The sequence below is a fragment of the Micromonospora sp. RTGN7 genome, assembly GCF_033804645.1.
GTDB lineage: Bacteria > Actinomycetota > Actinomycetes > Mycobacteriales > Micromonosporaceae > Micromonospora.
In genome coordinates, this window is record NZ_JAPZLF010000008.1 from 159,420 (window position 1) to 183,924 (window position 24,505).

The following is a 24,505-nucleotide window of genomic DNA, read 5'->3' on the forward strand; positions in this document are numbered from 1 at the left end:
CGCCACGCAAAGCCGGATGACTCGCTCGCTCACGACGCTGACTCCTTGTCGAGGATGCCGAAGTACTCGCCGGCGGTGTGCACGTCCTTGTCACCCCGGCCGGAGAGGTTGACCACGATGACCGGCTCCCGGCCCAGCTCGGCGGCGAGCGCCGGGGCGATCTGCTGCGCGCCGGCGAGCGCGTGCGCGCTCTCGATCGCCGGGATGATCCCCTCGGTGCGGCAGAGCAGCTCGAACCCGGCCATCGCCTCGGCGTCGGTGACCGGCGCGTACGTCGCCCGGCCGCTGTCGTGCAACCAGGCGTGCTCGGGGCCGACGCCCGGGTAGTCCAGGCCGGCCGAGATCGAGTGTGACTCGATCGTCTGGCCGTCTTCGTTCTGCAGCACGTACGTGCGGGCGCCGTGCAGCACCCCGGAGGAGCCGCCGGTGATGCTGGCCGCGTGCCGGCCGGTCGCCATGCCCTCGCCGCCGGCCTCGAAGCCGTACAGCCGCACGCCGGGGTCGCCGACGAAGGCGTGGAAGATGCCCAACGCGTTGGAGCCGCCGCCGACGCAGGCCACGACCGCGTCCGGCAGCGCGCCGGTCGCCTCGAGGCACTGCGCGCGGGCCTCCTCACCGATGCCCCGGACAAAGTCGCGGACCATCTCGGGGAACGGGTGCGGGCCGGCGGCGGTGCCGATCAGGTAGTGGGTGTCATCGACGTTGGCGACCCAGTCCCGCATCGCCTCGTTCATCGCGTCCTTGAGGGTGCGCGAACCGGTGGTGACCGGGACGACGGTGGCGCCGAGCATCCGCATCCGGGCCACGTTGAGCGCCTGCCGTTGCGTGTCGACCTCGCCCATGTAGACCACGCACTCGAGGTCGAACAGGGCGGCAGCGGTGGCGGTGGCCACGCCGTGCTGGCCGGCGCCGGTCTCGGCGATCACCCGCCGCTTGCCCATCCGCCTGGTCAGCAGCGCCTGGCCGAGCACGTTACGCACCTTGTGCGCCCCGGTGTGGTTGAGGTCCTCCCGTTTGAGCAGCACCCGAGCGCCGATCTTCGCGGAGAAGCGCTGCGCCGGGTAGAGCAGCGAGGGGGTGCCGGCGTAGTTGCGCAGCAGGCCGTCGAACTCGGCGAGGAACGCCGGGTCACCCATCGCCGTGCGGTACGCGGCGTCCAGCTCGTCGAGGGCCGCGACCAGCGCCTCCGGGACGAACCGGCCGCCGAACCGGCCGAAGTGACCGGCGGCGTCGGGGAGCTGGCCGGCCGGGGCCGGGGCGTTGGCGCTCATCGCTGATGTCCTCTCGCTGCTGTGCTTGTCGCCCGGGCCCGCCTCAGCGCCCCGGTCGGGGCGTGGCCGGGTGGTTCCCGGCATTGACCAGTCCGGCCACCGCCTCGCGCGGGCTTTTCTGGGTGACCAGACCCTCGCCGACCAGCACGGCGTCGGCACCGGCCGAGGCGTACCGGATCAGGTCGTGCGGGCCGCGCACCCCGGACTCGGCGATCTTGACGACGCTGCTGGGCAGGCCGGGGGCGATCCGCTCGAACACCGAGCGGTCGACCTCCAGGGTACGCAGGTCACGGGCGTTGACCCCGATGACCTGGGCACCGGCCTCCAGGGCCCGGTCGGCCTCCTCCTCGGTGTGCACCTCGACCAGCGCGGTCATACCGAGGGACTCGATCCGCTCCAGCAGCCCGACCAGGGCGTTCTGCTCCAACGCGGCGACGATCAGCAGGACCAGGTCGGCGCCGTGCGCACGGGCCTCGTGCACCTGGTAGCTGGAGACGACGAAGTCCTTCCGCAGCACCGGGATCTTCACCGCGGCCCGAACCGCGGCCAGGTCGTCGAGCGACCCGCCGAACCAGCGGCCCTCGGTGAGCACGCTGATCGCCCGGGCACCCCCGGCCGCGTACTCGCCGGCCAGTTCCGCCGGGTCGGCGATCTCGGCCAGCTGTCCCCTGGACGGCGAGAAGCGCTTCACCTCGGCGATCACCGCCACGCCGGGTCGGCGCAGGGCCGCGTACGCGTCCAGCGGTGGTGGCGCGGCGGCGGCCAGCTCGCGGATCCGCTCCAGCGGAATCTGCTCCTGCCGCCGGGCCACGTCCTCGCGGACGCCGGCCAGGATCTCGTCGAGCACGGTTCCGGACGCCGCCGGACCGGCTTCGCCCCCTGCCGCGTGCGCATGGTCAGCAGTCACCAACGGACTCCCCTCTCCGGGTGTCATGGGCCGATGCTAGGGGGCACCACCTGGGGCCAGGTGCCGGGGGTATGGCGCTCCTCACGAGATGGGCTCCGGCATAATGCCAGACTTCCGGTGAACGCCAGATCACCCAGCGCGACCACGCCCATCGAGCGCGGTGAACCCGCAGCCGGCCAGCACGCCGTTGCGCCCATCGACGAGCACCCATCCACATGCCGTCCATTGTCGGCCCACCACCGTGCCCACCGCATCCCGGTCGACGCTGTGACGAAGGTCGTCAACGCTGTGACGAAGGTCAAGGTAGAACGACCCTGTCCAGCTCACCCGTCCCGGCACACCGTTTGACGTGCCGGTCATCACGGCGAAACGTGAGCCGGGCATCGTCGGTGTCGGGCAGACTCGATGACGCGCCTGCCCGAACCGTGGGGCGGCGCGGCCACGCGTCGGCCTGAACCGTCGGAACGATTCGTGTGGGGTGAACAAGATGAGCACTTCCGGGCCCAACCCGACCATCGGACTGGCCACCATCTCCCGTACCGTCGCGTCACTCGCCGTCGGGGTGGTGCACACCCTGGAGCGGGCCGTGGTGGGCGACGACCAGGTCCGCACCGCGCGCGGCAACGCCTGGGAGGCCGTCTGCGCCGACCGGGCGCGCGCCGACCAGCGCGCCGAGCTGGACCGCCTGGTGGCCGAGCTGGCCGCCGCCCGGGCCGCCGCCCGCGAACGCCAGTCGGTCGGCTGACCGCCGGTCAGCCGGCCGTCGGGTCCTCGCCGCGATCCAGCGCGTTCCACGCCTCGGTGGTCTGCTGCCCGGTCATCGGGCCGGCAGCGGCGTCCCCCGGTGCGGCGTCGGCGACCCGCCGGGCCGGCCGCTCGTAGCGGGCCCCCATCGCCGGCCAGTCCGCGCCACGCAGCGCGGTGAGGACCCCGCCGAGCGCGGCGAGAACCCCGCCGACCAGGCAGAGCGCCGGCCACTGCCGGTTCACCTCGCCGTCGAGGGCGGCGACCAGTCCGTATCCGCCGCCAGCCGCCACGGCCACACCGAGCGCCAGCAGCAGGGCACCGAGCAGCCGACGCACCGCCGCTCGGGTCGCCAGCACCGCGCCACCGCCGGCCAGGCCGACCACCGCCAGCGCCGGCAACCAGGGCAGCAGCCCGGCGCCGGTGCGGGCGTCGTGTACCGGCGGCAACGGCGCGGGCCGGACGGTCAACTCGACCGACCAGGTCCGGGTCGATGCCCACAGCGCCAGGCCCGCCCCGACCAGGCAGAACAGCACGGCGTACGTCAGCTCGCGTCGCCTCCGCGCGGCCGGCGCACCGGCCTCGACGGCCCCCCGGTCGGTCGCCGCAGCGGTTGTCGGATCGCTCATCGGGCGGGCCGCAGGGTCTCGGCGGCGGCGATGGCGGCCAGCACGGCGGCGGCCTTGTTGCGGGTCTCCTGTTCCTCGGCGGCCGGGTCGGAGTCGGCCACCACCCCCGCGCCGGCCTGCACGTACGCCCGGCCGTCGCGGAGCAGCGCGGTGCGGATGGCGATCGCCATGTCCAGGTCCCCGCCGAAGCCGAAGTACCCGACGGTGCCGCCGTAGAGGCCGCGCCGGACCGGCTCCAGCTCCTCGATGATTTCCATGGCCCGGACCTTCGGCGCCCCGGACAGGGTCCCGGCCGGGAACGTCGCCGCGAACGCGTCGAAGGCCGTCCGGTCGGACCGCAGGGTGCCGACCACGGTCGAGACGATGTGCATCACGTGGCTGTACCTCTCGATGGTGGCGAACTGGGACACCTCGACGGTGCCCGGCCGGCAGACCCGCCCCAGGTCGTTGCGGCCCAGGTCGACCAGCATCACGTGCTCGGCGCGCTCCTTCGGGTCGGCGAGCAGCTCGGCGGCGAGCCGGGCGTCGGCCTCCGGGGTGTCGCCGCGCGGGCGGGTGCCGGCGATCGGGTGCAGCAGCGCGCGACGCTGACCGTCGGGGCCGACGCTCACCTTGACGTGCGCCTCCGGCGACGAGCCGACGATGTCGAAGCCGTCGAAGCGGAGCAGGTACATGTACGGGCTGGGGTTGGTGGTGCGCAGCACCCGGTAGACGTCCAGCGGGTCGGCGTCGGTGCGCCGTTCGAAGCGCTGGGCCAGCACGATCTGGAAGCACTCGCCGGCCCGGATCGCCTCCTTCGCCGCCTCGACGGCCTTCGGGTAGCCGCCGTCGGCGGTGCGGCTGACCACCTCGCCGGCCGTCGGCCGGTCGACCGTGGAGATCATCGGCGGGATGGGCCGGGAGAGCGCTGTGGTCATCGCGTCCAGCCGCCCCACCGCGTGGTGGTACGCGGCGGCCACCGAGGTGTCGCGGTCCGGCTCGCCCGGCGGCGGGAGCACCGCGTTGGCGATCAGGATCGCCGAGCCGTCGTAGTGGTCGAGGACCACCAGGTCGGTGGCGAGCATCATGCCCAGCTCGGGCACGCCGAGATCGTCCTCGGTCAGCTCGGGCAGCCGCTCCAGGCGGCGGATCAGGTCGTACCCGAGGTAGCCGACCAGGCCCCCGGTGAGCGGCGGCATGCCGCTGTCCGGGTCCCAGGCCGGGCCGGCGAGGGCCTCGACCGTCTCGCGGAGCACCCGGACCGGGTCACCGCCGGTGGGCAGCCCAGCCGGCGGCTGCCCGGTCCAGTACGCGGTCCCGTCCCGCTCGGTGAGCGTGGCGCCGCTGCGCACGCCGATGAACGAGTACCGCGACCAGGCGGACCCGGCCGGGCCGGCGCCCTGCTCGGCGGACTCCAGCAGGAAGGTGCCCGGGCCGCCGGCCAGCTTCCGGTAGACCCCGACCGGGGTCTCCGCGTCGGCGAGCAGCCGGCGGGTGACCGGCACGACCCGCCAGCGGGCCGCCAGGTCGGTGAAGGTGCCCTGGTCCGGGCTGACTGCGCCGTCGGTCATGCCGGGTCTCCGGCGGCGCTGACCGGCAGCTCGGTGAAGAAGCAGGTTCGCTCGCCGGTGTGGCAGGCGGCGCCGACCTGGTCGACGCTGACCAGCAGCGCGTCGCCGTCGCAGTCCACCGCCACGGAGCGAACGTGCTGGTGGTGGCCGGAGGTGGCGCCCTTGACCCAGTACTCCTGGCGGCTGCGCGACCAGTAGGTGGCCCGGCCGGTGGTGAGGGTGCGGTGCAGCGCCTCGTCGTCCATCCAGGCGACCATCAACACCTCCCCCGTGTCGTGCTGACGGACCACGGCGGCCACCAGGCCGTCGGAGCCGCGGCGCAGCCGGGCGGCGATGGCCGGATCGAGCCGGGACGGGCGGGCGGGTCTGTCGGCCGGTGAGGGGTTCGACGGGGCGTTGGCGCCGGTCACCGGCGCGTCAGGTACGAGCACAGTGACCAATTCTCCCGCACGCGGCGCGGGCACCGGCGACGGCACCCGCCGGGGCCGTGGCGCGACCGCCGAGGCGCCGGTGAGCTGGGCGAGGTAGCGCTCCAGCCGCCCGTCGCCGAGGGCCCGGGCCAGGTCCGCGCCGGCGACCGCGGCGATCTCCTCGGCGTACGGGCGGACCAGCGGGACGGTGCCGGTGACCAGCCGCCCGGCGGCGGCCCAGAGCTGATCGGTGGAGCCGGGGCGCACGCCGAGGCAGAGCAGCATGTCGGCGCGGTACCCGGGCGGGGCGACCGGCAGGTCGAGGGCGGCGGCGAACGCGGCCCGCCGGGACACCACCCGTACCGACGGGTTGGCCAGCCGGAGCACGGACGGGCAGAGCCGGGCCAGATCGGCCGCGGCGAGGCGGACGCCGAGGTCATCGTCCCGGGACCGGGCCCCGGCGACCTTACCGACAGTTTCGATCAGTTCCTCCAGCCTCGGCTCGTCGGCGGGCTGGCAGAGCACCGGCAGGTCGATCCGTTCGCGCCAGCGCTCGTCGGCCCAGAGCAGCCGGGCGGGCGCGGTGACCGGCAGCCCGAACGCCCACTCGGCCGGCTGCGCCAGGCGGGCCACCCAGGAGCGGACCTCCCGGACCGCCACCGAGACGTGGGTCAGTCGACCCTCGGATTCGGCCAGGTAGGCGCGGCGGGCCGCGTAGGGGGCGTTGATCGACCGGCCGTTCACGTGGGCCGGCGTCTCGTCGGTGACGAGCACGTCGAGGTCGACGTCGCTGTGCGCGGTGGCGGCCCGCCGGGCGTGGCTGCCGCGCAACAGGATGCCGACGACGGGCCGCTCGGCCGCCTGCCGCAGCCGGACGGCCCAGTCGTCGAGGAATCCACTTTCGGGTGACGCAGCGTGACCCACCGCGCCATCGTGCCGTACGTCCCTTCGGGGCGCAATGCCCGATGCCGGACCGGCTGTCCGGGTCCGATGGCTAGTGCCCGGTCCGAAGGCTAGTGCCCGACCGTTCCCATTCCTGCCTCGGCGCGCTTTTCGCCGGGCAGCGGCGCCCGAAGATCGCCCCCCACGGTCGGGCGCTACCTGCGCGCGGCCGGGCCGGTCAGTCCGGCGGTCAGGCCGGGCCGGTCAGCCGGCTGGACTCGGGATGCCGGCAGAGCACCGGGCGCAGCAGCCGGGCCAACTCACCGTAATCGGCCAGCGGGCTCGGGAAGGCCAGCCGGGCCCGCCGCCGGCTGCTGGCTCGGCCGAAGGAGACCACCAGCCCGTACCGGTCGACGCGCACCACCCGGGGCGGGTCCTCCCGGGTGCACTCGGCGAGGCCGAGCTGCTGCCGGACGTAGGCCGTCATCTCCCGGCCATGGTGCGCGGTGAACTCGGTCAGCAGCTCCGCCTCCACCGGGTGCAGCGGGTCCGGCTCGGCCTCGGCGTAGGGCACCGGGTCGATCCGGAGCATCCCGTCGGGGCGTTCCAGGCGGGCCTCGGCCACCTCGAAGCGGTGCAACCGGAACCGGGTGCCGACGTCGAGCAGGTCGCCCGTCGGGTCCACCTCGGCGAAGTCGAGCGCGGCACGGCGGGACGCGTCGCCGTGCAACGCGATCGCCCAGCCGGAGACCCAGGCCCGGCCCAGCGACGGGGCCCCGGCGGCCGGCGGCAGGTCCAACACGTCGAGCGCCACGGCCACGTCGGTGCCCGCCCGGCGGGGCAGCACCGCCGCGAGGTCGCTGTGCACCGGCACGAGCAGCAGCACCCGGCCCTCGGCGTCGGTGACGTGCCGGACGTGGAACGGGCCGCTCCGATGGGCGAGATACGCCAGGCCCGGCAGCCGGCCGGCGACAAGGGTCCGGACGATCTCGGCAGGGCTGGGACGCAGGGCGGAGCAGGGGCGCATGAGTCACTCCGAAGGTTAGGCTTACCTAAGAAGCACGGTAGACCACGGCGTCCTCCACGTCCACCGACACGCCACTTTCCCGCCCCCGGCCGGGCCCGGGCCCCCGATCAGCGGGTCTGTTCCAGCCAGGAGGCGTAGAGCAGGCCGTAGATCGAGTCGGGGTCGCGGACCAACTCGTCGTGCGGGCCGCGCTGCACGACCCGGCCCCGGTCCACCACGATCACCTCGTCCGCTGCCTGGGCGGTGGAGAGCCGGTGGGCGATCGCCAGCGTGGTCCGCCCCCGGGTCACCGCGTCCAGGGCGCGCTGGAGGCGCACCTCGGTGGCCGGGTCGACCGCGCTGGTCGCCTCGTCCAGCACCAGCAGGTCCGGATCGGCCACGTAGGCCCGCGCCAGCGCGACGAGCTGCCGCTCCCCCACGCTCAGCGCCTCGCCGCGCTCACCGACCGGCGTCCGAAGCCCGGCCGGCAGCCCGTCGAGCCAGTCTGTCAGCCCCAGCTCGGTGAAGGCGGCCGTCAACTCGGCGTCGGTCAGCTCCGGCCGGGCGAAGCGGACGTTCTCCCCGACGGTGGCGTCGAAGAGGAAGCCGTCCTGCGGGACCATCACCACCCGCGAGCGCAACGAGGCGAACCGGACCTGTTGCAGCGGCACCCCGGAGAGCAGCACCTCCCCGTCCGTCGGATCCATCAGCCGGGTGAGCAGCTTGGCGAAGGTGGTCTTGCCGCTGCCCGTCTCCCCCACCACGGCCACCCGGCTCTTCTCCGGAATCTCCAGGCTGACCTCGTGCAGCACCGGCGGGCCGCCCGGGTAGGCGAAGCCGACCCCGGCGAAGCGGATGTCCAGCGGGCCCGACGGCAGCTCCCGGCCCTGCTCGCCCGGGTCGGCCACATCCGGGGCGACGTCGAGCACGTCGAGCACCCGGCGCCAACCGGCGATGGCGTTCTGCGCCTCGTTGAGCACCTCGGTGGCGATCTGCACGGGCTGGATGAAGAGCGTCACCAGGAACAAGAACGCCGTGAGCTGGCCGACCGACAGGGTGCCGTCCACCCCCAGGGTGATCCCGAGGACGACGACGCCGGCCAACGCCAGCCCGGCCGCCAACTCCCCCACCGAGCTGCCCACGACGCTGATCCGGATCGCCCGCTGCTGGGCCTGTCGCTGCCCCTCGATCGCCGCGTCCAGCCGGCGGGCGGTCCGCCCCGAGATCCCGTACGCCCGGATCACCGACGCCCCGACGACGCTCTCGGCGACCGCGCCGAGCAGGGCCCCCATCCGCTGCCGGACCACCCCGTACGCGCCGGCCAGGCGCCGCTGGAGCAGCCGGATCGCCAGCACCGCCGGGGCGAACGCGGCGAGCACCACCAGGGTCAACTGCCAGGAGTACGCCAGCATCACGGCCGTGGTCACCACGAGCTGACCGAGGTTGACGATCAGGATCACCCCGCCCCACTGGAGGAACTGGGTGATCTGGTCGACGTCGCTGGTCACCCGGGAGACCAGGGAGCCGCGCCGCTCGGACTGCTGGTGCAGCATCGACAGGTCGTGCACGTGCCGGAACGCCCGGGTACGCACGTTGGCCAGGGCGGTCTCGCTGACCGTGAACAGCCGGCGCATCATCAGGTACCCGCAGGTGGTGGTCACCACCAGCACCACGGCCGTGACGGCGACCACGGTCCACACCACGTCCAGGTTGAGCCCGCCGACGATGCCCTTGTCGATGCCCTGCTGCACGGCTACCGGCACGGCCACCCGGCCGACCATGTAGACCAGTGCCAGGGCGATCGTGCCGAGCAGGCCGGTACGCAGCTCCGGGGAGAGGGCCAGGCCCCGCCGCAGGGTCTGCCAGGTGCTCTCGGTCGGCTCCGCCGCCCGCCGCTCAGCCTCCACCGTCGCGCTCACCGGTCCCGCCCTTCGTTCACGACTGCGGGGCTCGCAAGCTCACTCCTCGCGTTCACCGGTCCCGCCCTTCGTTCACGACTGCGGGGCTCGCAAGCTCACTCCTCGCGTTCACCGGTCCACCTCGATCTCCAGGCCCGAGGCCAACGGGGTGACCTCGTCGGGCGTGCGCTGCTGCTTCGGCTCGTTCTCGGCCTGCTCGTAGGCGGTGACCAGGTCGGCGTAGCCGCCGACGGTGGCGAGCAGGTCGGTGTGGGTGCCCCGGGCGACGACCCTGCCCTGCTCCAGGTAGATCACCTCGTCGGCCAGCGCGATGGTCGCCCGCCGGTATGCCACCACCAGGATCGAGGCGGCCGGCCCGTGGGCGGCCGGCGCGCGCAACCCGGCCAGGATGGCCGCCTCCACCCGGGGGTCCACCGCGCTGGTGGCGTCGTCGAGGATCAGCAGCCGGGGTCGCCCGGCCAGCGCCCGGGCCAGGGTGAGCCGCTGCCGCTGCCCGCCGGAGAGCGAGGTGCCCCGCTCACCGACCATCGTGTCCAGGCCCTCCGGCAGCGCGGCGACGAAGCCGTCGGCCTCGGCCAGCCGCAGCGCCGCCCAGACGTCCTCGTCGCCGATGCCGGGCCGGTCCAGGGTGACGTTCGCCCGGACCGTGTCGTCGAAAACGAACGGCACCTGGGCCACCAGCGCGGCGGTGCCGGCCAACGACCCGGCGGTGAGCCGCCGGACATCCGTCCCGTCGAGGTGGACCGTGCCGGCGCGCGGGTCGACCAGCCGCACCGCCAGCGAGGCGACCGTCGACTTCCCGGAGCCGGTCGGCCCGACCAGGGCGACGGTCTTCCCGGCCGGCACGGTGAAGGAGACCTCGCTGAGGACCTCCGCGCCGGGCAGGTGCGCCTCGGCCGGCTCGTACGCGAAGCCGACACCGGCGAAGGCGAGGGTGGCCGGGGTGGGATCGGCCGGGTCGAGCGTGACATCCCCGTACGGCATCTCGCCGGTGGCGTCGAGGACCCGACTCACCCGGTCCCAGCCGGCGACGCTGCGCGGCAGCTCGGCCAGGACCCAGCCGATGGCCCGCACCGGGAACGCCAGGACGGTGAAGAGGAAGGCCACACTGACCAGCTCGGTGACCGTGATCGCACCGTCGCGCAACCGGAACGCGCCGACCACCAGCACGGCGAGGGTGCCGAGGCTGGGCAGGGTCTCCAGCATCGGGTCGAACACGCCGCGCAGCCGGCCGACGGAGATCAGTGCGTCGCGCAGCTCGCCGGCCCGGGCGGAGAACCGCGCCGTCTCCTGGGCCTCGCGGCCCATGGTCTTGACCACCAAGGCACCGTCGAAGCTCTCGTGGGCGATCCCGCTGACCTCGGCGCGCAGCCGCTGGGCGCGAGCCTGGCGGGGGGCCATCCGGCGGGAGTAGACCACGTTGAGGAAGAACAGCGCCGGGAAGACGGTCAGCCCGACCAGGGCGAGCGCCCAGTCGGTGAGGAAGAGCGAGCCGATCGCGCCGACCAGCATCACCAGCGTGCCGACCGCGAATGGCAGCGGGGCGATCGGGTACCAGGCCGCCTCGACGTCGGAGTTGGCGTTGGACAGCAGGGTGCCGGTGTTGTTGCGCTGGTGCCAGGCCAGCGGCAGCTCCAGATAGCGGCGGGTGACCCGGCGACGGTAGGCGGCCTGGAGCCGGAACTGCATGTAGCCGGCGCCGAGTCGGCGGCCGAAGATGCCGACCACCCGCAGCACGCTGATGCCGAAGAGGACGCCGGCGGCCAGCGCGAGTGCGGCCACCCCCACCGACCCGCGCTCGATCGCCGGCACCACCACATCGCCGATCACGCCGCCCACCACGTACGCGCTGGCGATCACCAATAGGCCGAACAACACGCTGCCTGTCACCGCTACCGCGAAGATGCGCGGCTGCTCCCGGACCGCCCGGCCGAGCACAGACAGCCCTCTGCGGAGAACATCCCGACTTGTCCTGCTGGTCACGCTCTCCCCCGCCGTAAGCCCCGATTATCCCCTCATCCTTACCCGGTCGAGTCCAGCCCCGCCGCCGCGGAGCCGATATGTCGGTGGTCACGTTCTGCGCGTCCCGCGGGCCGCGCCGGGGGCGGCCCGGCGGCCTACCATCGGACCATGCCGCGGTACGCCCGGTCGGAGCGCCAGTCGCTCGCCGACCTCATGCTGAGCCTGGGCCCGGACGCCCCCACCATCAACGAGGGCTGGTCGGTCCGGGACCTCGCCGCCCACCTCGTCGTGCGGGAGCGGCGGCCGGACGCGGCCGGCGGGATCATGCTGCCGCCGCTGCGCCGGTACGCCGAGCGGGTGCGCCTTCGCGTCGCGGCGCAGCCGTTCGCGGAGCTGGTCGGGCAGGTCCGCCACCCGCCGGTGTGGAGCCCGGTGAGCAACCCGCTCACCGACGAGCTGGCCAACGCCATGGAGTTCTACATCCACCACGAGGACGTGCGCCGGGCGCAGGACGGGTGGCAGCCGCGGGACCTGCCGGCCGGGCTGAATACCCTGCTCTGGCGGCGGACGGCGGTGCTGGGCCGGCTGGCGTTGCGCCGCTTCCCGGCCGACCTGCTGGTGCAGGCGCCCGGCTACGGGGAGCTGTCGGCGGGGCGGGGCGGGGAACGGGCCCGGCTGGTCGCCGCGCCGGGCGAGCTGGTGCTCTTCCTGACCGGCCGGCAGCGGGTGGCCCGGGTGCAGGTGGACGGCCCGGCCGCGCTGGCGCAGCGGCTGCGCTCCACCAGCCTGGGCATCTGACCGAGGGTCCCCAATCGGTAACACGAGAGTGTTACCTGGCCGTGGCCCAATTATGAATGTCGATCGCAGCTGCCGTACTCTCGGCCGTCGTCGGCGCCCCAGATCGGGGCGGCCGCACCCGGGAGGGGCGACATGCGAGGCTTCGCGGTCACGGCGCTGGAAGCACCACCTTTCCCGCAAAGCCGGCACGTCGACACCGACATAACCGCCGAGCAGAGCCTGAGCTGGGCGCGGGAACAGGGCCTGATCACCAACGAACATCGGTTGCGGCGGCTACGTCAGGCCGCCGCGGCCGAGCTGGCCGGGCGCGCCTGCCCGGACGTGGCCGCCGACCGGCTGCGGCTGCTCACCGACCTCGTCACCTGGCTCTTCGTGGTGGACGACGCCTGCGACGAGGACGGTCTCGGCGACGCGCCCACCCGGTTGGCCCCGGCCGTCGCCGACCTGCTCGACGTGCTGGACCGGCACGGCGTCCCGGGCGGGGCGAGCGAGAACCCGCTGGGCGCCGCCCTGGACGACCTCTGCCGCCGGACCCGGGCCCAGGCCTCGCCGGGGCTGCTGCTGCGCTTCGTCGGCCAGGTGCGCGACTACCTGCTGGCTCTGCTCTGGGAGGCGGCGAACCGGGAACACCGGCGCGTCCCAGGGGTGGCGGAGTACGTCCAACTGCGCCGGCACACCGGGGCCGTGCACCCCGCCTTCACCCTGACCGACCTGGCGTACGACGCCCCGCCGAGCACCTCGCGCCGGGTCGAGCCGGCGTTGGTCGACGTCGAGACCCTCGCCGCGGACCTGGTCTGCTGGTGCAACGACCTCTTCTCGTACGACAAGGAGAAGGGGCCGGACGCGCACAATCTGGTCAGCGCCATCGCGGCCGAGAGCGGCCGGGGCGAGCCGGCGGCGCTGCGGGCCGCCGCCGACCGGTTCAACCACACCCTCACCGTGTACGCGCAGCGGGAGGCGGCCCTGCTCGCCGAGGACAACCCGGCGGTGCGCCCCTTCCTTACCGCCCGGCGCAACTGGGTGCGGGCCACCTACGACTGGTCGCTGCACGCCGCCCGCTACGCCTGAGCGCCGTACCAGGGTGGGCGTGAGCCGTCGGGGCTAGCCGATGTCCGGTGGAGGCAATACCCTTCGGTAACCGCAGAACGACGTGACCCCTGTCACGCCTCCACCCTCTGAAGGCGGCTACAGCGATGGCTCTCGATGTACCGTACCGTTCCATCCCCGACATGTTCCTCAAGCGCGTGGCCGCGTCCCCCGACCGCGAGGCTTTCGCCCACCCCGCCCCCGACGACTCCGGTCCGGTCTGGTTGACCTGGAAACAGGTCGGAGACCGGGCCAAGGCGGTCGCGGCCGGCCTGCACGGGCTCGGCGTCGGCCGGGAGGACCCGGTGGCCATCCTGGCGAACACCCGGATCGAGTGGGTGCTCGCCGACTTCGGCATCATGTGCGCCGGCGGCGCCACCACCACCGTCTACCCGACCACCGAGCCCGAGGACGCGACGTACATCATCGCCGACTCCGGCTCCCGGGTGCTGTTCGCGGAGAACCCGGCCCAGGCCGCGAAGGTCGCCGGCGCGGACCTGCCGGCGCTGACCCACGTGGTGCTCTTCGACGGCACAGCCGACCCCGCCGCAGCCGTGCCCCAGCTCACCCTCGCCGACCTGGAGCAGCGGGGCGCCGGCGCGCTCGCCGCCGACCCGGGGCTCATCGAGCGGCTGGTGGACGAGATCGGGCCCGATCACCTGGCCACCCTGATCTACACCTCCGGCACCACCGGCCGACCCAAGGGCGTCGAGCTGCTGCACGGCGGCTGGTGCTGGGAGGGGGTGGCGCAGGCCGAGGTCGGGCTGCTGCGTGACGACGACCTGCAGTACCTCTGGCTCCCGTTGTCCCACTCGTTCGGCAAGACCCTGCTCTGCGGGTCCACCCACGTCGGCCTGCCGACCTACGTCGACGGGCGGGTGGACAAGCTGGTCGAACTGCTCGGCGTCATCAAGCCGACGCTGATGTGCGGGGCGCCCCGGGTCTTCGAGAAGGTCTACAACAAGACCGTCACCACCGCCCAGGGCGGCGGCGCCGCGAAGGCGAAGATCTTCGGGTGGGGGGTCCGGGTCGGCCAGCAGAAGGTCGCCCTCGAACAGGCCGGGCGGCCGGTCCCGGCCGGGCTGAAACTGAAGTACGCGCTGGCCGAGAAGCTGGTCTTCAGCAAGCTCCAGGCCCGCCTCGGCGGGCGGATCCGGGTGCTGGTCTCCGGCGCCGCGCCGCTGAGCAAGGAGATCGCCAGCTTCTTCGCCGCCGCCAACCTGCCCATCTCCGAGGGGTACGGCCTCACCGAGACCAGCGCCGGCAACTTCGTCAACCCGCCGGAGGGGCTGCGGATCGGCACCGTGGGCCGGGCGATGGGCGATCTGGAGTGCCGGATCGACACCGACGGGGAGATCCTGCTCCGGGGCCGGCCGGTGATGCGCGGATACCACAACCTCCCCGAGGACACCGCCGCGGCGTTCACCGACGACGGGTTCTTCCGCACCGGCGACATCGGCAGCCTCGAGGACGGCTACCTGCGCATCACCGACCGCAAGAAGGACCTGGTCAAGACCTCCGGCGGCAAGTACGTCGCGCCGTCGCACATCGAGGGCATGTTCAAGGCACTCTGCCCGTACACGTCACAGGCCATCGTGATCGGCCAGGCCCGCAACTACTGCACGATGCTGGTCAGCCTCGACCCGGACGCCATCACCGGCTGGGCGGCCGGCGGTCCCCTGGAGGGCCGCGGGTACGCCGAGATCGTCGCTTCCGACGAGGCCCGACTCATGGTCGAGGAGTACGTCGCCCAGCTCAACGCGAAGCTCAACCGCTGGGAGACGATCAAGAAGGTGGCCGTTCTTCCCCGGGACCTGACGATCGAGCACGGCGAGATGACCCCGTCGCTGAAGATCAAGCGCCGGAGTGTGGAGAGCAGCTTCGCGACCGAGATCGAGAGGATGTACGCGGGCACGCTCGCCGAGCTGTAGACCGCGCGGCCCGACGGCGGCCGTGTCCCCCCGTCCCGGGACACGGCCGTCGGCGTCTCACAGGTGCTCGCCTCGCCACCGGCTCTCCTCGGTCTCGGCCGCCCGCTGTTCCTCCAGCGCGAGCTGCCGGACCGGGTGCCGGCGGCGACGAGCGCCCACCGTCTCCCCGACGGTGAAAGTGACGCAGACCAGGGCCAGCAGCACCAGCGCCTGCAGCTCCGGCAACCGGGCGGCCGCCGGTGCGAGCAGGGCCAGCAGTGCCACCTCGACCAACAGCGGCCAGCGGAGCACCCGCAGCGCCACCATCCCGCACGCGACGAGGCTGAGCAGGTAGAGGGCTACCCCGCCGTAGAGGACCAGGATCCAGGACAGCCCCAGCGGATCCCCCCAGGGCGGAGACTCGGGGTCCGCCGCCTCGGCGAGCACGTCCTTGATCCCGAGGGCGAAGAAGATCACCCCGGTGATGATCGGCAGGTGCAGGTAGCTGTACACGTCGCGGGCCAGCCGGGCCCGGGCCGCCGGGTCGCGGGCCCGGTGCAGCGCCTGCTCGACGGCGGGGGCCAGGGTGTCGAAGTACGCCCACCACAGCGACGACGCCACCGCGATGCCGGTCACGGCGGCGACCACCACCGGCCAGCTCAGCGGCAGCCCGTTGACGAACCCCGGGCCGATCCCCAGCGCGATGACCGACTCGCCGAGCGCGATCAGGACCATCAGGGCGTGCCGCTCCGCCCAGTGCCCGGCGGACACCACCACCCAGTACGTGCCGCCGAGCACCACCCCCGCGCCGTACTCGACGAGGAGTGCGACGGTCCACAGCACCAGCTGCACGATCGTCGCCGTGTCACCCTCGACGGTATGCCGCACCACGGCGGAGGCGACGAGCAGGGCAGCCGCGACCACCGGCAGCAGGGCGAGCCGCAGCCACTGCCGCAGCCGCGCCCGGTCCCCCCGGGCCAACCAACCGAGGACGGCGAGCTGCGACCCGCGCACCAGGAAGTAGCAAGCGGCGAAGACCAGCGGGCCGTTCAGCCCACCTGGCAGATCCACGAACGCCCCCGGCAGGCTCAGCACGAGCAGGAAGGTGGCGGCGATGGTGACGAACCCGACCAGCGGCAGGATGCCCTGGTCGGCGCGGGTGTAGTTGGCCAGCCCGGCGAACCCGGTCCAGCACCACCAGAGCAGCCCCAGCACCAGCAGGCAGCGGTACAGCTTGGTGGCGGAGGGCTCGTTCGTGGTCAGCGCGGTCACGTTGAGGAAGGCGAAGACGAAGACGAGGTCGTAGAAGAGTTCCAGCCGGGTGGTCCGGGAGCCGGGCGCACCGGGTCGGATCCGCTCCGACCAGCCCGTGTTGCCCACTCCGGCAGTCTGTCAAGCCGCAGCCCCGTCCCGGCCGCGATCACCGACATCGCCGCGTCGGGTGCCGGGCGCGGCCCGGCCGGGACGTCGTCCGGGCGGCGGCGCGCCGCTCAGGCGATGACCGCCGGCTCCCGCCACTGCGATCGACCGGCGCGGTCCAGGTCGTACCGGACCGCGGCGAGTCGTCCGACAGCCTCGACCAGGTCCGCGGCGGGCAGGGTGAACGGCAGCCGCAGGAACCGCTCCAGCGTCCCGTCCAGGCCGAACCGGGGGCCGGGCGCCAGCCGCACGCCGACCTCCTCGGCGGCGCGGGCGAGCGCGCTGGAGATGGGCCCGTCCAGCTCCACCCAGAGCGTCACCCCGCCGTGCGGCACGGTGAACCGCCAGTCCGGCAGCCGCTGGGCGAGCGCGCCGGTCAGGGCGTCGCGCTGGGCGGCGAGCTGCGCCCGCCGGGCGGTCACGATGGTCGACGCGTCGGCCAGCAGGTGGACGGCGACGAGCTGGTCCAGCACCGGGCTGGCCATGTCCACCCCGACCCGGGCGGCGGCCAGCCGCTGCACCTGGGGTGCGGAGGCGCGGACCCAGCCGATCCGCAGGCCGCCCCAGTACGGTTTGCTCATCCCGCCGATGGAGATCACCCGGGAGTGCCGGTCGAAGGTGGCGACCGGCGGCGGCAGCGGGGTGTCGTCCAGCGGCAGGTCCACGAAGGACTCGTCGACGACCAGGTCGGTGCCGGCGGAATGGGCCACACCGACCACCTGCTCGCGCAGCTCGACGGACATCAGGTGCCCGGTCGGGTTCTGGAACTCGGGGATCAGGTAGGCCAGCTTCGGCCGCCCCTGCCGCAGGCTGCCCAGCAGCAGATCGGCGTCCCACCCGGCGCCGTCGGTGGCCAGCCCGTGGGTGGTGATCCGGGCCCGCCGGGCGGCCAGCGCGGCGAGGGCGTTCGGGTACGTCGGCGACTCGACCAGCACGCTGCCGCCGGGGGCCAGCGCCAGCCGCAGCACCAGGTCCAGCGCGTGCTGGGTGCCGCTGGTGACCATGATCTGGTCGGGCGAGGTGGGCAGACCCCGTTGGGTGTACGCGCCGGCGATCGCCTCGCGCAGCTCGATGATGCCGGTCGGGTGGTAGCCGGCCCCGCCCAGGTAGCGCGGCAGGTCCTCGGTGGCGGCACGGGCGGCGGGCATCAGCTGCGGCGGCGCGGCCAGCGCGGCCACCCCGAGGTCGATCATGTCGCGGTCGTCCTGCGGGGTCCACAGCCCGGTGCTGGCGACCCGGTGGGTGCCCGGGAGCATGGTCCAGCTCCCCGCCCCCCGTCGGCTGGCGAGGTGGCCGCTCTCCCGCAGCTGCCGGTACGCGGCGGTGACCGTGGTCCGGCTGATCCGCAGCGCCTCCGCGAGCTCCCGCTCGGCGGGCAGGCGTACCCCCAGGGGCAGGCGACCGTCGGCGAGCAGGCCCCGCACGGAGGCGGCGAGCGCCGCGTAGTCGGGGCTGCGGCGGCGGCCCGGCAGGGCATGCCACTGCCCGAGCAGCCGGGCCAATTGGGCACCACGCACCTGGCTCGTCATGGCCACTCTCCCGATATTGGCTACCCCTGGCCCGCGAATTGGATCCTAGAGTGGCACGCATGACAGCGATTGGCAATCTCCGGCACCGGCCAGCCCGACGGCTGACCCAGCTCTACGCCGGGTTACTCCTCTACGGCGTCAGCATGGCGTTCATGATCCACTCCGGGCTCGGCCTCGACCCGTGGGACGTGTTCCACCAGGGTGTGGCCCGGCGGACCGGGCTGTCGTTCGGCGCGGTCACCATCGCCGTCGGCGCGCTGGTCCTGCTGCTGTGGTTCCCGCTGCGGCAGCGCCCCGGCCTGGGCACGGTGAGCAACGTGCTGGTGATCGGCCTGGTGGTGGACGCCACCGGCGCCCTGATGCCCGGCGACATCCCGTTGCCTGTGCGGGTGGTGCTGCTGCTCGTCGGTATCGTCGCCAACGGCGCCGCCACCGCCTTCTACCTCGGCGCGAGGCTCGGCCCCGGCCCCCGCGACGGCCTGATGACCGGATACGTGGCCCGCCACCCCGGGCGGTCCGTTCGAGCCGTACGCACCGTCATCGAGATCATCGTGCTGGCCCTGGGCTGGCTGCTCGGCGGCACCGTCGGCCTCGGCACGCTGGCGTACGCCCTGGCCATCGGGCCGCTGACCCAACTGTTCATCCCCATCGCCAGCGTCGACCTGCCACCCCTCGATCCCGCGCCCACCGCCCCCACCGGGCCGCCCGCACCCGGGTCCGGGGCCGCCACGGCACCCACCGCAGGGCCGCCCGCACCGACCGCCGGGCCGGCCGGCCCGGCGGTGAGCGGTGCCCGGCCGTCCACGTATCGGAACGAACCGCCGACTGTGGACATTGGACAGCCGCGCTGAGCTGCGGCGACGCCGCCGGCGAAAAACTGGGTGTTTCCTCCGTAGGCGACGCACGTCATCATTCCTGCATGGGGGAGAACGGATGGCACTGGACCGACGCCTGGATCTTTGTCTCGCTGGTGATCGCCAACGGCGCGGGACGGCACCGCCGGGCGGCGTCGACCCGGCGGCCGGAGGGCGTCCGGCTCGCTGACATGCTCTCCACCGCCGACCACCTCAACCACGCCATTCCCGGGCGGCAGGCGGTGGAGACAGCGGTCCGGCGGCTCGTCGGCGCCGGTCTGGTCAGCGTCTCGGACGGCTGGTTCCGGCTCACCCCCGACGGGGAAAGGCTGTGGCGCACCCGGCCCAGTGCCGGCCTGGCCACCGCCGTGGACACGGTGCAGGGCGTGCTCAGCCGCCGACACACCCCCGGCAGCGCCGACTGGACGCTGGCGGAGGAGGACCACGCCGCCGCCGTGCAGGAATATCTGGTCGGCTCGATCCCGGCCCCGCGCCGGTCCCCGGAGGGCCACCCCGGTCGCGGCTGACCGCCGGACACCTAGCCCCGCGGCGGCCCGCCCGACCGGCGCGGGATCAGCGGACCGGGTGACCCGAGCCGCGCAGGGCGTCCTTGACCTCGCCGACGCTCAGCTCGCCGAAGTGGAAGACGCTGGCTGCGAGCACCGCGTCCGCCCCGGCGGCGATCGCCGGCGGGAAGTGGGCGACCTCGCCCGCGCCGCCGCTGGCCACCACCGGCACGTCGACGACCCGCCGGACCGCGCCGATGAGTTCCAGGTCGAAGCCGGCCTTCGTGCCGTCGGCGTCCATCGAGTTGAGCAGGATCTCCCCCGCGCCCAGCTCGGCGCCGCGCCGGGCCCACTCGACGGCGTCGGTGCCGGTGCCCCGGCGTCCGCCGTGGGTGGTCACCTCGAAGCCGCTCGCAGTGGTGCCCGCCGGCGCGCGCCGCACGTCGAGGGAGAGCACCAGCACCTGCCGGCCGAACCGGTCGGCGATCTCCGCGATCAGCTCGGGCCGGGCGATGGCGGCGGTGTTCACCCCGACCTTGTCGGCGCCGGCGCGCAGCAGGGTGTCAACGTCGGCGACCTGCCGGACCCCGCCGCCCACGGTCAGCGGGATGAAGACCGACTCGGCGGTGCGGCGCACCACGTCGAGCATGGTGCCCCGGTCGCTGGAGGAGGCTGTCACGTCGAGGAAGGTCAGCTCGTCGGCGCCCGCCCGGTCGTACGCCGCCGCCAGCTCCACCGGGTCTCCGGCGTCGCGCAGGTCGAGGAAGTTGACCCCCTTGACCACCCGCCCGGCATCCACGTCCAGACACGGGATGACCCGTACCGCCACCGTCATGCCGGGAAGCCTATCCTTTCCCGCCCGTGCCGATGACCGGCCCATACGGGCCGGCCACCGGCACGTGTTCCCCACGCCCACGGGGCGGGTGAGAAGGGTGCCCTTCGCTACCGGAGGCGTTAACCGCCCTTCCTTACACACGGACGAGCATCTTGCCGACGTTCTCGCCGCGGAGCAGGCCGAGGAAGGCCTCCGGGGCGCGGTCGATGCCGTCGACGACCGTCTCGTCGTACGACAGTTTGCCCTCGCGCAGCCAGCCGGCGACCTCCTGGAGGAACTGCTCGCGCAGGTGGCCGTGGTCGCTGACCAGGAAGCCGCGCAGGGTGAGCCGCTTGCCGATGACCAGCGCCAGGTTGCGCGGGGCTGCCGGCGGCTCCGTGTCGTTGTACTGGGCGATCATGCCGCAGATGGCGGCCCGGCCGTGCAGCCGCATCGAGGCGATCGCGGCCTCCAGGTGATCGCCGCCGACGTTGTCGAAGTAGACGTCGATGCCGTCCGGGGCCGCGGCCCTCAGCGAGTCGCGCACCGGGCCGTCGTGGTAGTCGAACGCGGCGTCGAAGCCGAGCGCCCTGAGCCGCTCGACCTTGGCCGCCGATCCGGCGCTGCCGACCACGTGGTCGGCGCCCCTGAGCTTGGCGATCTGACCGACCAGGCTGCCCACCGCCCCGGCGGCGGCGGAGACGAAGACGCGCTCGCCTGGCCTGAGTGCGGCCACGTCGAGCAGCCCCGCGTACGCGGTCAGCCCGGGCATCCCGAGGACGCCGAGATAGGCGCTCACCGGGGCCAGGGACGAGTCGACCTTCTGCGCGCCCCGGGCGTCGACCAGGGCGTACTCCCGCCAGCCGAGGCCGTGCAGGACGGTGTCGCCCGGGGCGATCCCGGCGGCCTCCCCGGCCACCACCTCGCCGATCGCGGCGCCGTCCAGCGGGGCGTCCAGCGCGAACGGCGGCACGTACGACTTCACGTCGTTCATCCGTCCCCGCATGTACGGGTCGACGGACATGAACTGGTTGCGGACCACGAGCTGGCCCGGGCCGGGGGTGGGCACCTCGGTGGAGACGAGGCGGAAGTTCTCGGCGGTGGGCCAGCCCTGCGGGCGGGAGGCCAGGTGGATCTCGCGGTTGGCGGTCACGGTGTCGCCCTTTCGATCGCGGGGTCGCCGACTGTGCGGCGCGGGCAGTCAGGCAGCCAGGGTCTCGCGGACGGTGCGGGTGACCTCGACGTGGCTCGCGCAGCGCCCGGCCGTCGCCGGTCAGGCGCCGCCCCTGACTGGGCGGGACGAGTGGTCAGAGGTCGCCGACGTACGCCTCCAGCTCCACCTCGACCAGGTGGTCCGGGTCCAGGAGCGCGGCCACCACGACCAGCGTCGCGGCCGGGCGGACCGCACCGAACACCGCGTTGTGGGCCCGGCCCACCTCGTCGGCGTACGCGCGGTCGGTCACGTACATCCGGGTGCGCACCACGTCCCCGCGCTCCGCGCCCACCTCGGCGAGGGCGTCCAGGGCGATCCGCAACGCCTGGGCGGTCTGCGCGGCGGCATCCCCGACGTGCACGACCCTCCCGTCGACCGTGGCGGTGCAGCCGGCCGTGACGGCCCGGTCGCCGGCCCGGACCACCCGGGAGTAGCCGTACAACTGCTCCCAGGGGCCGCCCGAGCCGAGCCGGGTGACCGTCACGCGGCGGCCAGCGCGTCGAGGGCCTGCCGCACGGTGAACGCGCCCGCGTAGAGCGCCTTGCCGGCGATCACGCCCTCCACGCCGACCGGCTCCAGGGTGGCCAGCGCCCGCAGGTCGTCCAGGGTCGAGACACCGCCGGAGGCGATCACCGGGGCGTCGGTGCGGGAGCAGACCTCGCGCAGCAGGTCCAGGTTCGGCCCGCGCATCGTGCCGTCCTTGGTGATGTCGGTCACCACGTACCGGGACGCCCCGGCGGCGTCGAGCCGCTCCAGCACCTCGTACAGGTCGCCGCCGTCACGGGTCCAGCCCCGGGCGGAGAGGGTACGACCACGCACGTCCAGCCCGATGGCCACCCGGTCGCCGTACTCGCCGCAGACCCGGTCGCACCACTCGGGATCCTCCAGCGCGGCGGTGCCGATGTTGACCCGGGCCGCGCCGGTGCCCAGGGCGGCCCGCAGCGACGCGTCGTCCCGGATGCCGCCGGAGAGCTCCACCAACACGTCGAGCCGGCCGACGACGTCGGCCAGCAGGGCGGCGTTGGAGCCCCGACCGAACGCGGCGTCGAGGTCCACCAGGTGGATCCACTCCGCGCCGTCGCGCTGCCAGGCCAGCGCCGCCTCCAGCGGGTCGCCGTACGCGGTCTCGCTGCCGGCAGCGCCCTGCACGAGCCGGACGGCCTGACCGTCGGCGACGTCCACGGCGGGCAACAGGGTGAGGCTCAACGCTCTTCTCCTCGTATCGATTGACAGCGCATCAGGACCGGCGGCCCAGGGCGATCACCACGGCCGCCGGCAGGACCAGCAGCAACAACACGACCAGCACCAACCGCAGCGCCAGGTCGTCGACGAAACTCCAGATGGCGAGCACCGCCACCCCGGTCAGCCCGACGATCGCGGCGCGCTCGCCCCGACTGCGCCGGGTCAGCCCGCCCGAGCTGCGACGCGGCCGGCGCAGCGTCAGCCGGCGCAGCACCGCGCGACGGCGCTCCCGGCGGGCCACCCGGCGGCGGCGCACCGCCCGTTCCCGCGCCAGCTGGGCCTCGCGGGCCTCCCGGCGACGGGCCCGATCCTTACTCACCGCGTGCCCCGCGCCGGCGGCGCCACCGCCGGCACCCCGGCGAGGCGGCCCGGCCGCCCGTCCCGCTCAGCCACCGACGGTCACAGCGCGGCCAGCCAGTTGCGCAGCAGCGCCGCGCCGGTGTCGGCCGACTTCTCCGGGTGGAACTGGGCGGCCGAGAGCGCGCCCCACTCCACCGCCGCCACGAAGTCCGACTCGTGGTGCGCCGTGGTCACCGTCGCCCCCGCCGCGGCCAGCGCCCCCGGGTCGGTCACCCCGTAGGAGTGGACGAAATAGAACCGGCTGTCGGCCGGCAGGCCGGCGAAGAGCGTCGAAGACGCCGGGGCGTGCACGGTGTTCCAGCCCATGTGCGGCAGTCGGGCCGCGGGCAGCCTCGTCACCCCGCCGGGCAGCAGCCCGAGCCCCTTGGTCACCACCCCGTGCTCGTCGCCGTGCGCGAAGAGCACCTGCATGCCGACGCAGATGCCCAGCACCGGACGGCCGGCGGCGACCCGCTCGGCGATAACCGGGCCGGCGCCGAGCGCCTCGATCCCGGCCATGCAGGCGGCGAACGCGCCCACGCCCGGGACGACCAGGCCCTCGGCCTCGACGGCGGCGTTCAGGTCGTCGGTCACCGTGACGTCCGCGCCGGCCCGCTCCAGGGCCCGCTCGGCCGAGCGCAGGTTGCCCGAGCCGTAGTCGAGCACCACGATCCGCTTCGCCATCACCCCTCCCCGGGCAACAGCCAGAGCACCCCGCCGGCGGTGGCCAGCACCGCGAGCACCGCGGTGATCACCACCGCGCCCCGCGACGCACCCTGGCGGTACAGCGACCAGGCCCCGCCCACCAGCACCCCGGCGAGGATCAACAGCAGCGTCGGCAGCACCGAGCTCATCAGGAGCATCCCTTCCGCGCGCCCGGCATCACAGCGCGCCCTTGGTGCTGGGAATCGCGCCCGCGGCTCGGGGGTCGATGGCGGTGGCTTCCCGCAGGGCGCGGGAGACCGCCTTGAACTGGGCCTCCACCACGTGGTGGGCGTCCGGGTGGCCACCGGGACGGGCCGCCCGCAGCACGTCCACGTGCAGGGTGATCCGGGCCGCCTGGCCGAAGGACTCCCAGATGTGCCGGGTCATGCTGGTCGGGTAGACCGGCCCGATGTACGGGGCGAGCACCGGCTCGTCGTGCACCACGTACGGCCGGCCGGAGAGGTCGACGGCAGCCCGGACGAGGACCTCGTCCATCGGCACGGTCGCCGAGCCGTACCGCCGGATGCCGGCCTTGTCCCCCAGCGCCCGGTCGAACGCGGTGCCCAGGGCGAGCGCCGTGTCCTCCATCGTGTGGTGGGCGTCGATCTCCAGGTCGCCGACGGTGCGCACGGTCAGGTCGAAGCCGCCGTGCCGGGCGATCTGGTGGAGCATGTGGTCGTAGAAACCGACCCCGGTCCCGATCTCGGCCGCTCCGGTGCCGTCGAGGTCGAGCTCGACGAGGACCCTGGTCTCCTTGGTGATCCGCTCCACCCGGGCGGTCCGGCTCATTGCTTGCCTTTCGGTCGCGGC

At 73.9% G+C, this 24,505-nt stretch carries 23 protein-coding genes and 2 pseudogenes; 6 read left to right on the forward strand and 19 right to left on the reverse strand.

The features are described 5' to 3' along the window. Positions 1-29: 29 nt before the first annotated feature. Both trpB and trpC read right to left on the reverse strand, forming a co-directional pair. Positions 30-1,271 (reverse strand): tryptophan synthase subunit beta, encoded by a 1,242-nt coding sequence (gene trpB, locus SNR22_RS14235; protein ID WP_320067027.1) that lies wholly within the window; start codon positions 1,269-1,271, stop codon positions 30-32. Between the two features lie 43 nt (positions 1,272-1,314). Further along, positions 1,315-2,118, reverse strand: coding sequence for an indole-3-glycerol phosphate synthase TrpC (gene trpC, locus SNR22_RS14240; RefSeq protein ID WP_320067168.1), 804 nt, complete (start codon positions 2,116-2,118; stop codon positions 1,315-1,317). Between the two features lie 547 nt (positions 2,119-2,665). Between trpC and SNR22_RS14245 the strand changes: the two genes are divergently transcribed. Beyond that, positions 2,666-2,923, forward strand: a complete 258-nt coding sequence (locus tag SNR22_RS14245; RefSeq protein ID WP_320067028.1) for a hypothetical protein — start codon at positions 2,666-2,668, stop codon at positions 2,921-2,923. A 7-nt stretch (positions 2,924-2,930) separates the two neighbouring features. Here the strand turns inward: SNR22_RS14245 and SNR22_RS14250 are convergent, their stop codons facing one another. The 7 genes and pseudogenes from SNR22_RS14250 to SNR22_RS14280 form a co-directional block, all read right to left on the reverse strand. Next, on the reverse strand, positions 2,931-3,551 hold the full coding sequence (locus SNR22_RS14250; protein ID WP_320067029.1) for a Trp biosynthesis-associated membrane protein: 621 nt from the start codon (positions 3,549-3,551) through the stop codon (positions 2,931-2,933). Continuing rightward, positions 3,548-5,101 carry an anthranilate synthase component I gene (locus SNR22_RS14255; protein WP_320067030.1) on the reverse strand — a complete coding sequence of 518 codons (1,554 nt, stop codon included), beginning with the start codon at positions 5,099-5,101 and terminating at the stop codon, positions 3,548-3,550. The genes SNR22_RS14250 and SNR22_RS14255 overlap by 4 nt, the downstream gene beginning before the upstream one ends. Then, positions 5,098-5,532 carry a phosphoribosyl-AMP cyclohydrolase gene (hisI, locus tag SNR22_RS14260; RefSeq protein ID WP_320067169.1) on the reverse strand — a complete coding sequence of 145 codons (435 nt, stop codon included), beginning with the start codon at positions 5,530-5,532 and terminating at the stop codon, positions 5,098-5,100. The genes SNR22_RS14255 and hisI overlap by 4 nt, the downstream gene beginning before the upstream one ends. Before the next feature lie 180 nt (positions 5,533-5,712). After that, positions 5,713-6,435: pseudogene (locus SNR22_RS14265) on the reverse strand (phosphoribosyl-AMP cyclohydrolase); the annotation flags it as partial. A gap of 208 nt (positions 6,436-6,643) precedes the next feature. Then, positions 6,644-7,402: a DUF2470 domain-containing protein gene (locus SNR22_RS14270; RefSeq protein ID WP_320067170.1), complete on the reverse strand. Its 759-nt coding sequence runs from the start codon at positions 7,400-7,402 to the stop codon at positions 6,644-6,646. A gap of 125 nt (positions 7,403-7,527) precedes the next feature. Next, the gene (locus SNR22_RS14275) at positions 7,528-9,306 is read right to left on the reverse strand and encodes an ABC transporter ATP-binding protein (protein WP_413775640.1); all 1,779 of its coding nucleotides are present in this window, start codon (positions 9,304-9,306) and stop codon (positions 7,528-7,530) included. A gap of 120 nt (positions 9,307-9,426) precedes the next feature. Beyond that, a complete protein-coding gene (locus tag SNR22_RS14280) occupies positions 9,427-11,301 on the reverse strand; it encodes an ABC transporter ATP-binding protein (RefSeq protein ID WP_320067032.1) in 1,875 nt (624 codons plus the stop codon). A 147-nt stretch (positions 11,302-11,448) separates the two neighbouring features. On the opposite strand from SNR22_RS14280, the gene SNR22_RS14285 reads away from it, so the two are divergent. From SNR22_RS14285 to SNR22_RS14295, 3 genes are all read left to right on the forward strand, one after another. Continuing rightward, entirely contained in the window at positions 11,449-12,078 is a 630-nt protein-coding gene (locus SNR22_RS14285) for a TIGR03085 family metal-binding protein (protein ID WP_320067033.1), read from the forward strand. Between the two features lie 132 nt (positions 12,079-12,210). Next, entirely contained in the window at positions 12,211-13,146 is a 936-nt protein-coding gene (locus SNR22_RS14290) for a terpene synthase family protein (RefSeq protein WP_320067034.1), read from the forward strand. Positions 13,147-13,271: 125 nt separating this feature from the next. Beyond that, entirely contained in the window at positions 13,272-15,095 is a 1,824-nt protein-coding gene (locus SNR22_RS14295; RefSeq protein ID WP_320067035.1) for a long-chain fatty acid--CoA ligase, read from the forward strand. A 57-nt stretch (positions 15,096-15,152) separates the two neighbouring features. Here SNR22_RS14295 and SNR22_RS14300 read toward each other — a convergent pair whose 3' ends face one another. Both SNR22_RS14300 and SNR22_RS14305 read right to left on the reverse strand, forming a co-directional pair. Further along, positions 15,153-16,454, reverse strand: a complete 1,302-nt coding sequence (locus SNR22_RS14300) for a low temperature requirement protein A (RefSeq protein WP_320067036.1) — start codon at positions 16,452-16,454, stop codon at positions 15,153-15,155. A 110-nt stretch (positions 16,455-16,564) separates the two neighbouring features. Then, complete coding sequence (locus SNR22_RS14305) at positions 16,565-18,022, reverse strand: PLP-dependent aminotransferase family protein (protein WP_320067037.1); 1,458 nt, start codon at positions 18,020-18,022, stop codon at positions 16,565-16,567. A gap of 59 nt (positions 18,023-18,081) precedes the next feature. On the opposite strand from SNR22_RS14305, the pseudogene SNR22_RS14310 reads away from it, so the two are divergent. Beyond that, positions 18,082-18,738 (forward strand): annotated as a pseudogene (locus SNR22_RS14310) (YczE/YyaS/YitT family protein); the annotation flags it as partial. A 203-nt stretch (positions 18,739-18,941) separates the two neighbouring features. Continuing rightward, on the forward strand, positions 18,942-19,403 hold the full coding sequence (locus tag SNR22_RS14315; RefSeq protein ID WP_320067038.1) for a hypothetical protein: 462 nt from the start codon (positions 18,942-18,944) through the stop codon (positions 19,401-19,403). A 46-nt stretch (positions 19,404-19,449) separates the two neighbouring features. Here the strand turns inward: SNR22_RS14315 and hisF are convergent, their stop codons facing one another. The 8 genes from hisF to hisB form a co-directional block, all read right to left on the reverse strand. Next, positions 19,450-20,217, reverse strand: coding sequence for an imidazole glycerol phosphate synthase subunit HisF (hisF, locus tag SNR22_RS14320; RefSeq protein WP_320067039.1), 768 nt, complete (start codon positions 20,215-20,217; stop codon positions 19,450-19,452). Between the two features lie 133 nt (positions 20,218-20,350). Then, positions 20,351-21,349 carry an NADP-dependent oxidoreductase gene (locus tag SNR22_RS14325; RefSeq protein ID WP_320067040.1) on the reverse strand — a complete coding sequence of 333 codons (999 nt, stop codon included), beginning with the start codon at positions 21,347-21,349 and terminating at the stop codon, positions 20,351-20,353. A gap of 154 nt (positions 21,350-21,503) precedes the next feature. Beyond that, the gene (locus tag SNR22_RS14330; RefSeq protein WP_320067041.1) at positions 21,504-21,893 is read right to left on the reverse strand and encodes a RidA family protein; all 390 of its coding nucleotides are present in this window, start codon (positions 21,891-21,893) and stop codon (positions 21,504-21,506) included. Next, positions 21,890-22,615: a bifunctional 1-(5-phosphoribosyl)-5-((5-phosphoribosylamino)methylideneamino)imidazole-4-carboxamide isomerase/phosphoribosylanthranilate isomerase PriA gene (gene priA / locus SNR22_RS14335; RefSeq protein ID WP_320067042.1), complete on the reverse strand. Its 726-nt coding sequence runs from the start codon at positions 22,613-22,615 to the stop codon at positions 21,890-21,892. Before priA ends, SNR22_RS14330 begins: the two co-directional genes overlap by 4 nt. A gap of 31 nt (positions 22,616-22,646) precedes the next feature. Then, entirely contained in the window at positions 22,647-22,970 is a 324-nt protein-coding gene (locus SNR22_RS14340) for a hypothetical protein (RefSeq protein WP_320067043.1), read from the reverse strand. Between the two features lie 80 nt (positions 22,971-23,050). Beyond that, positions 23,051-23,674, reverse strand: a complete 624-nt coding sequence (hisH, locus tag SNR22_RS14345) for an imidazole glycerol phosphate synthase subunit HisH (protein WP_320067044.1) — start codon at positions 23,672-23,674, stop codon at positions 23,051-23,053. Then, complete coding sequence (locus SNR22_RS14350) at positions 23,674-23,853, reverse strand: hypothetical protein (protein WP_320067045.1); 180 nt, start codon at positions 23,851-23,853, stop codon at positions 23,674-23,676. Before SNR22_RS14350 ends, hisH begins: the two co-directional genes overlap by 1 nt. Positions 23,854-23,872: 19 nt before the next feature. Continuing rightward, on the reverse strand, positions 23,873-24,484 hold the full coding sequence (hisB, locus tag SNR22_RS14355) for an imidazoleglycerol-phosphate dehydratase HisB (protein ID WP_320067046.1): 612 nt from the start codon (positions 24,482-24,484) through the stop codon (positions 23,873-23,875). Between the last annotated feature and the right edge of the window lie 21 nt (positions 24,485-24,505).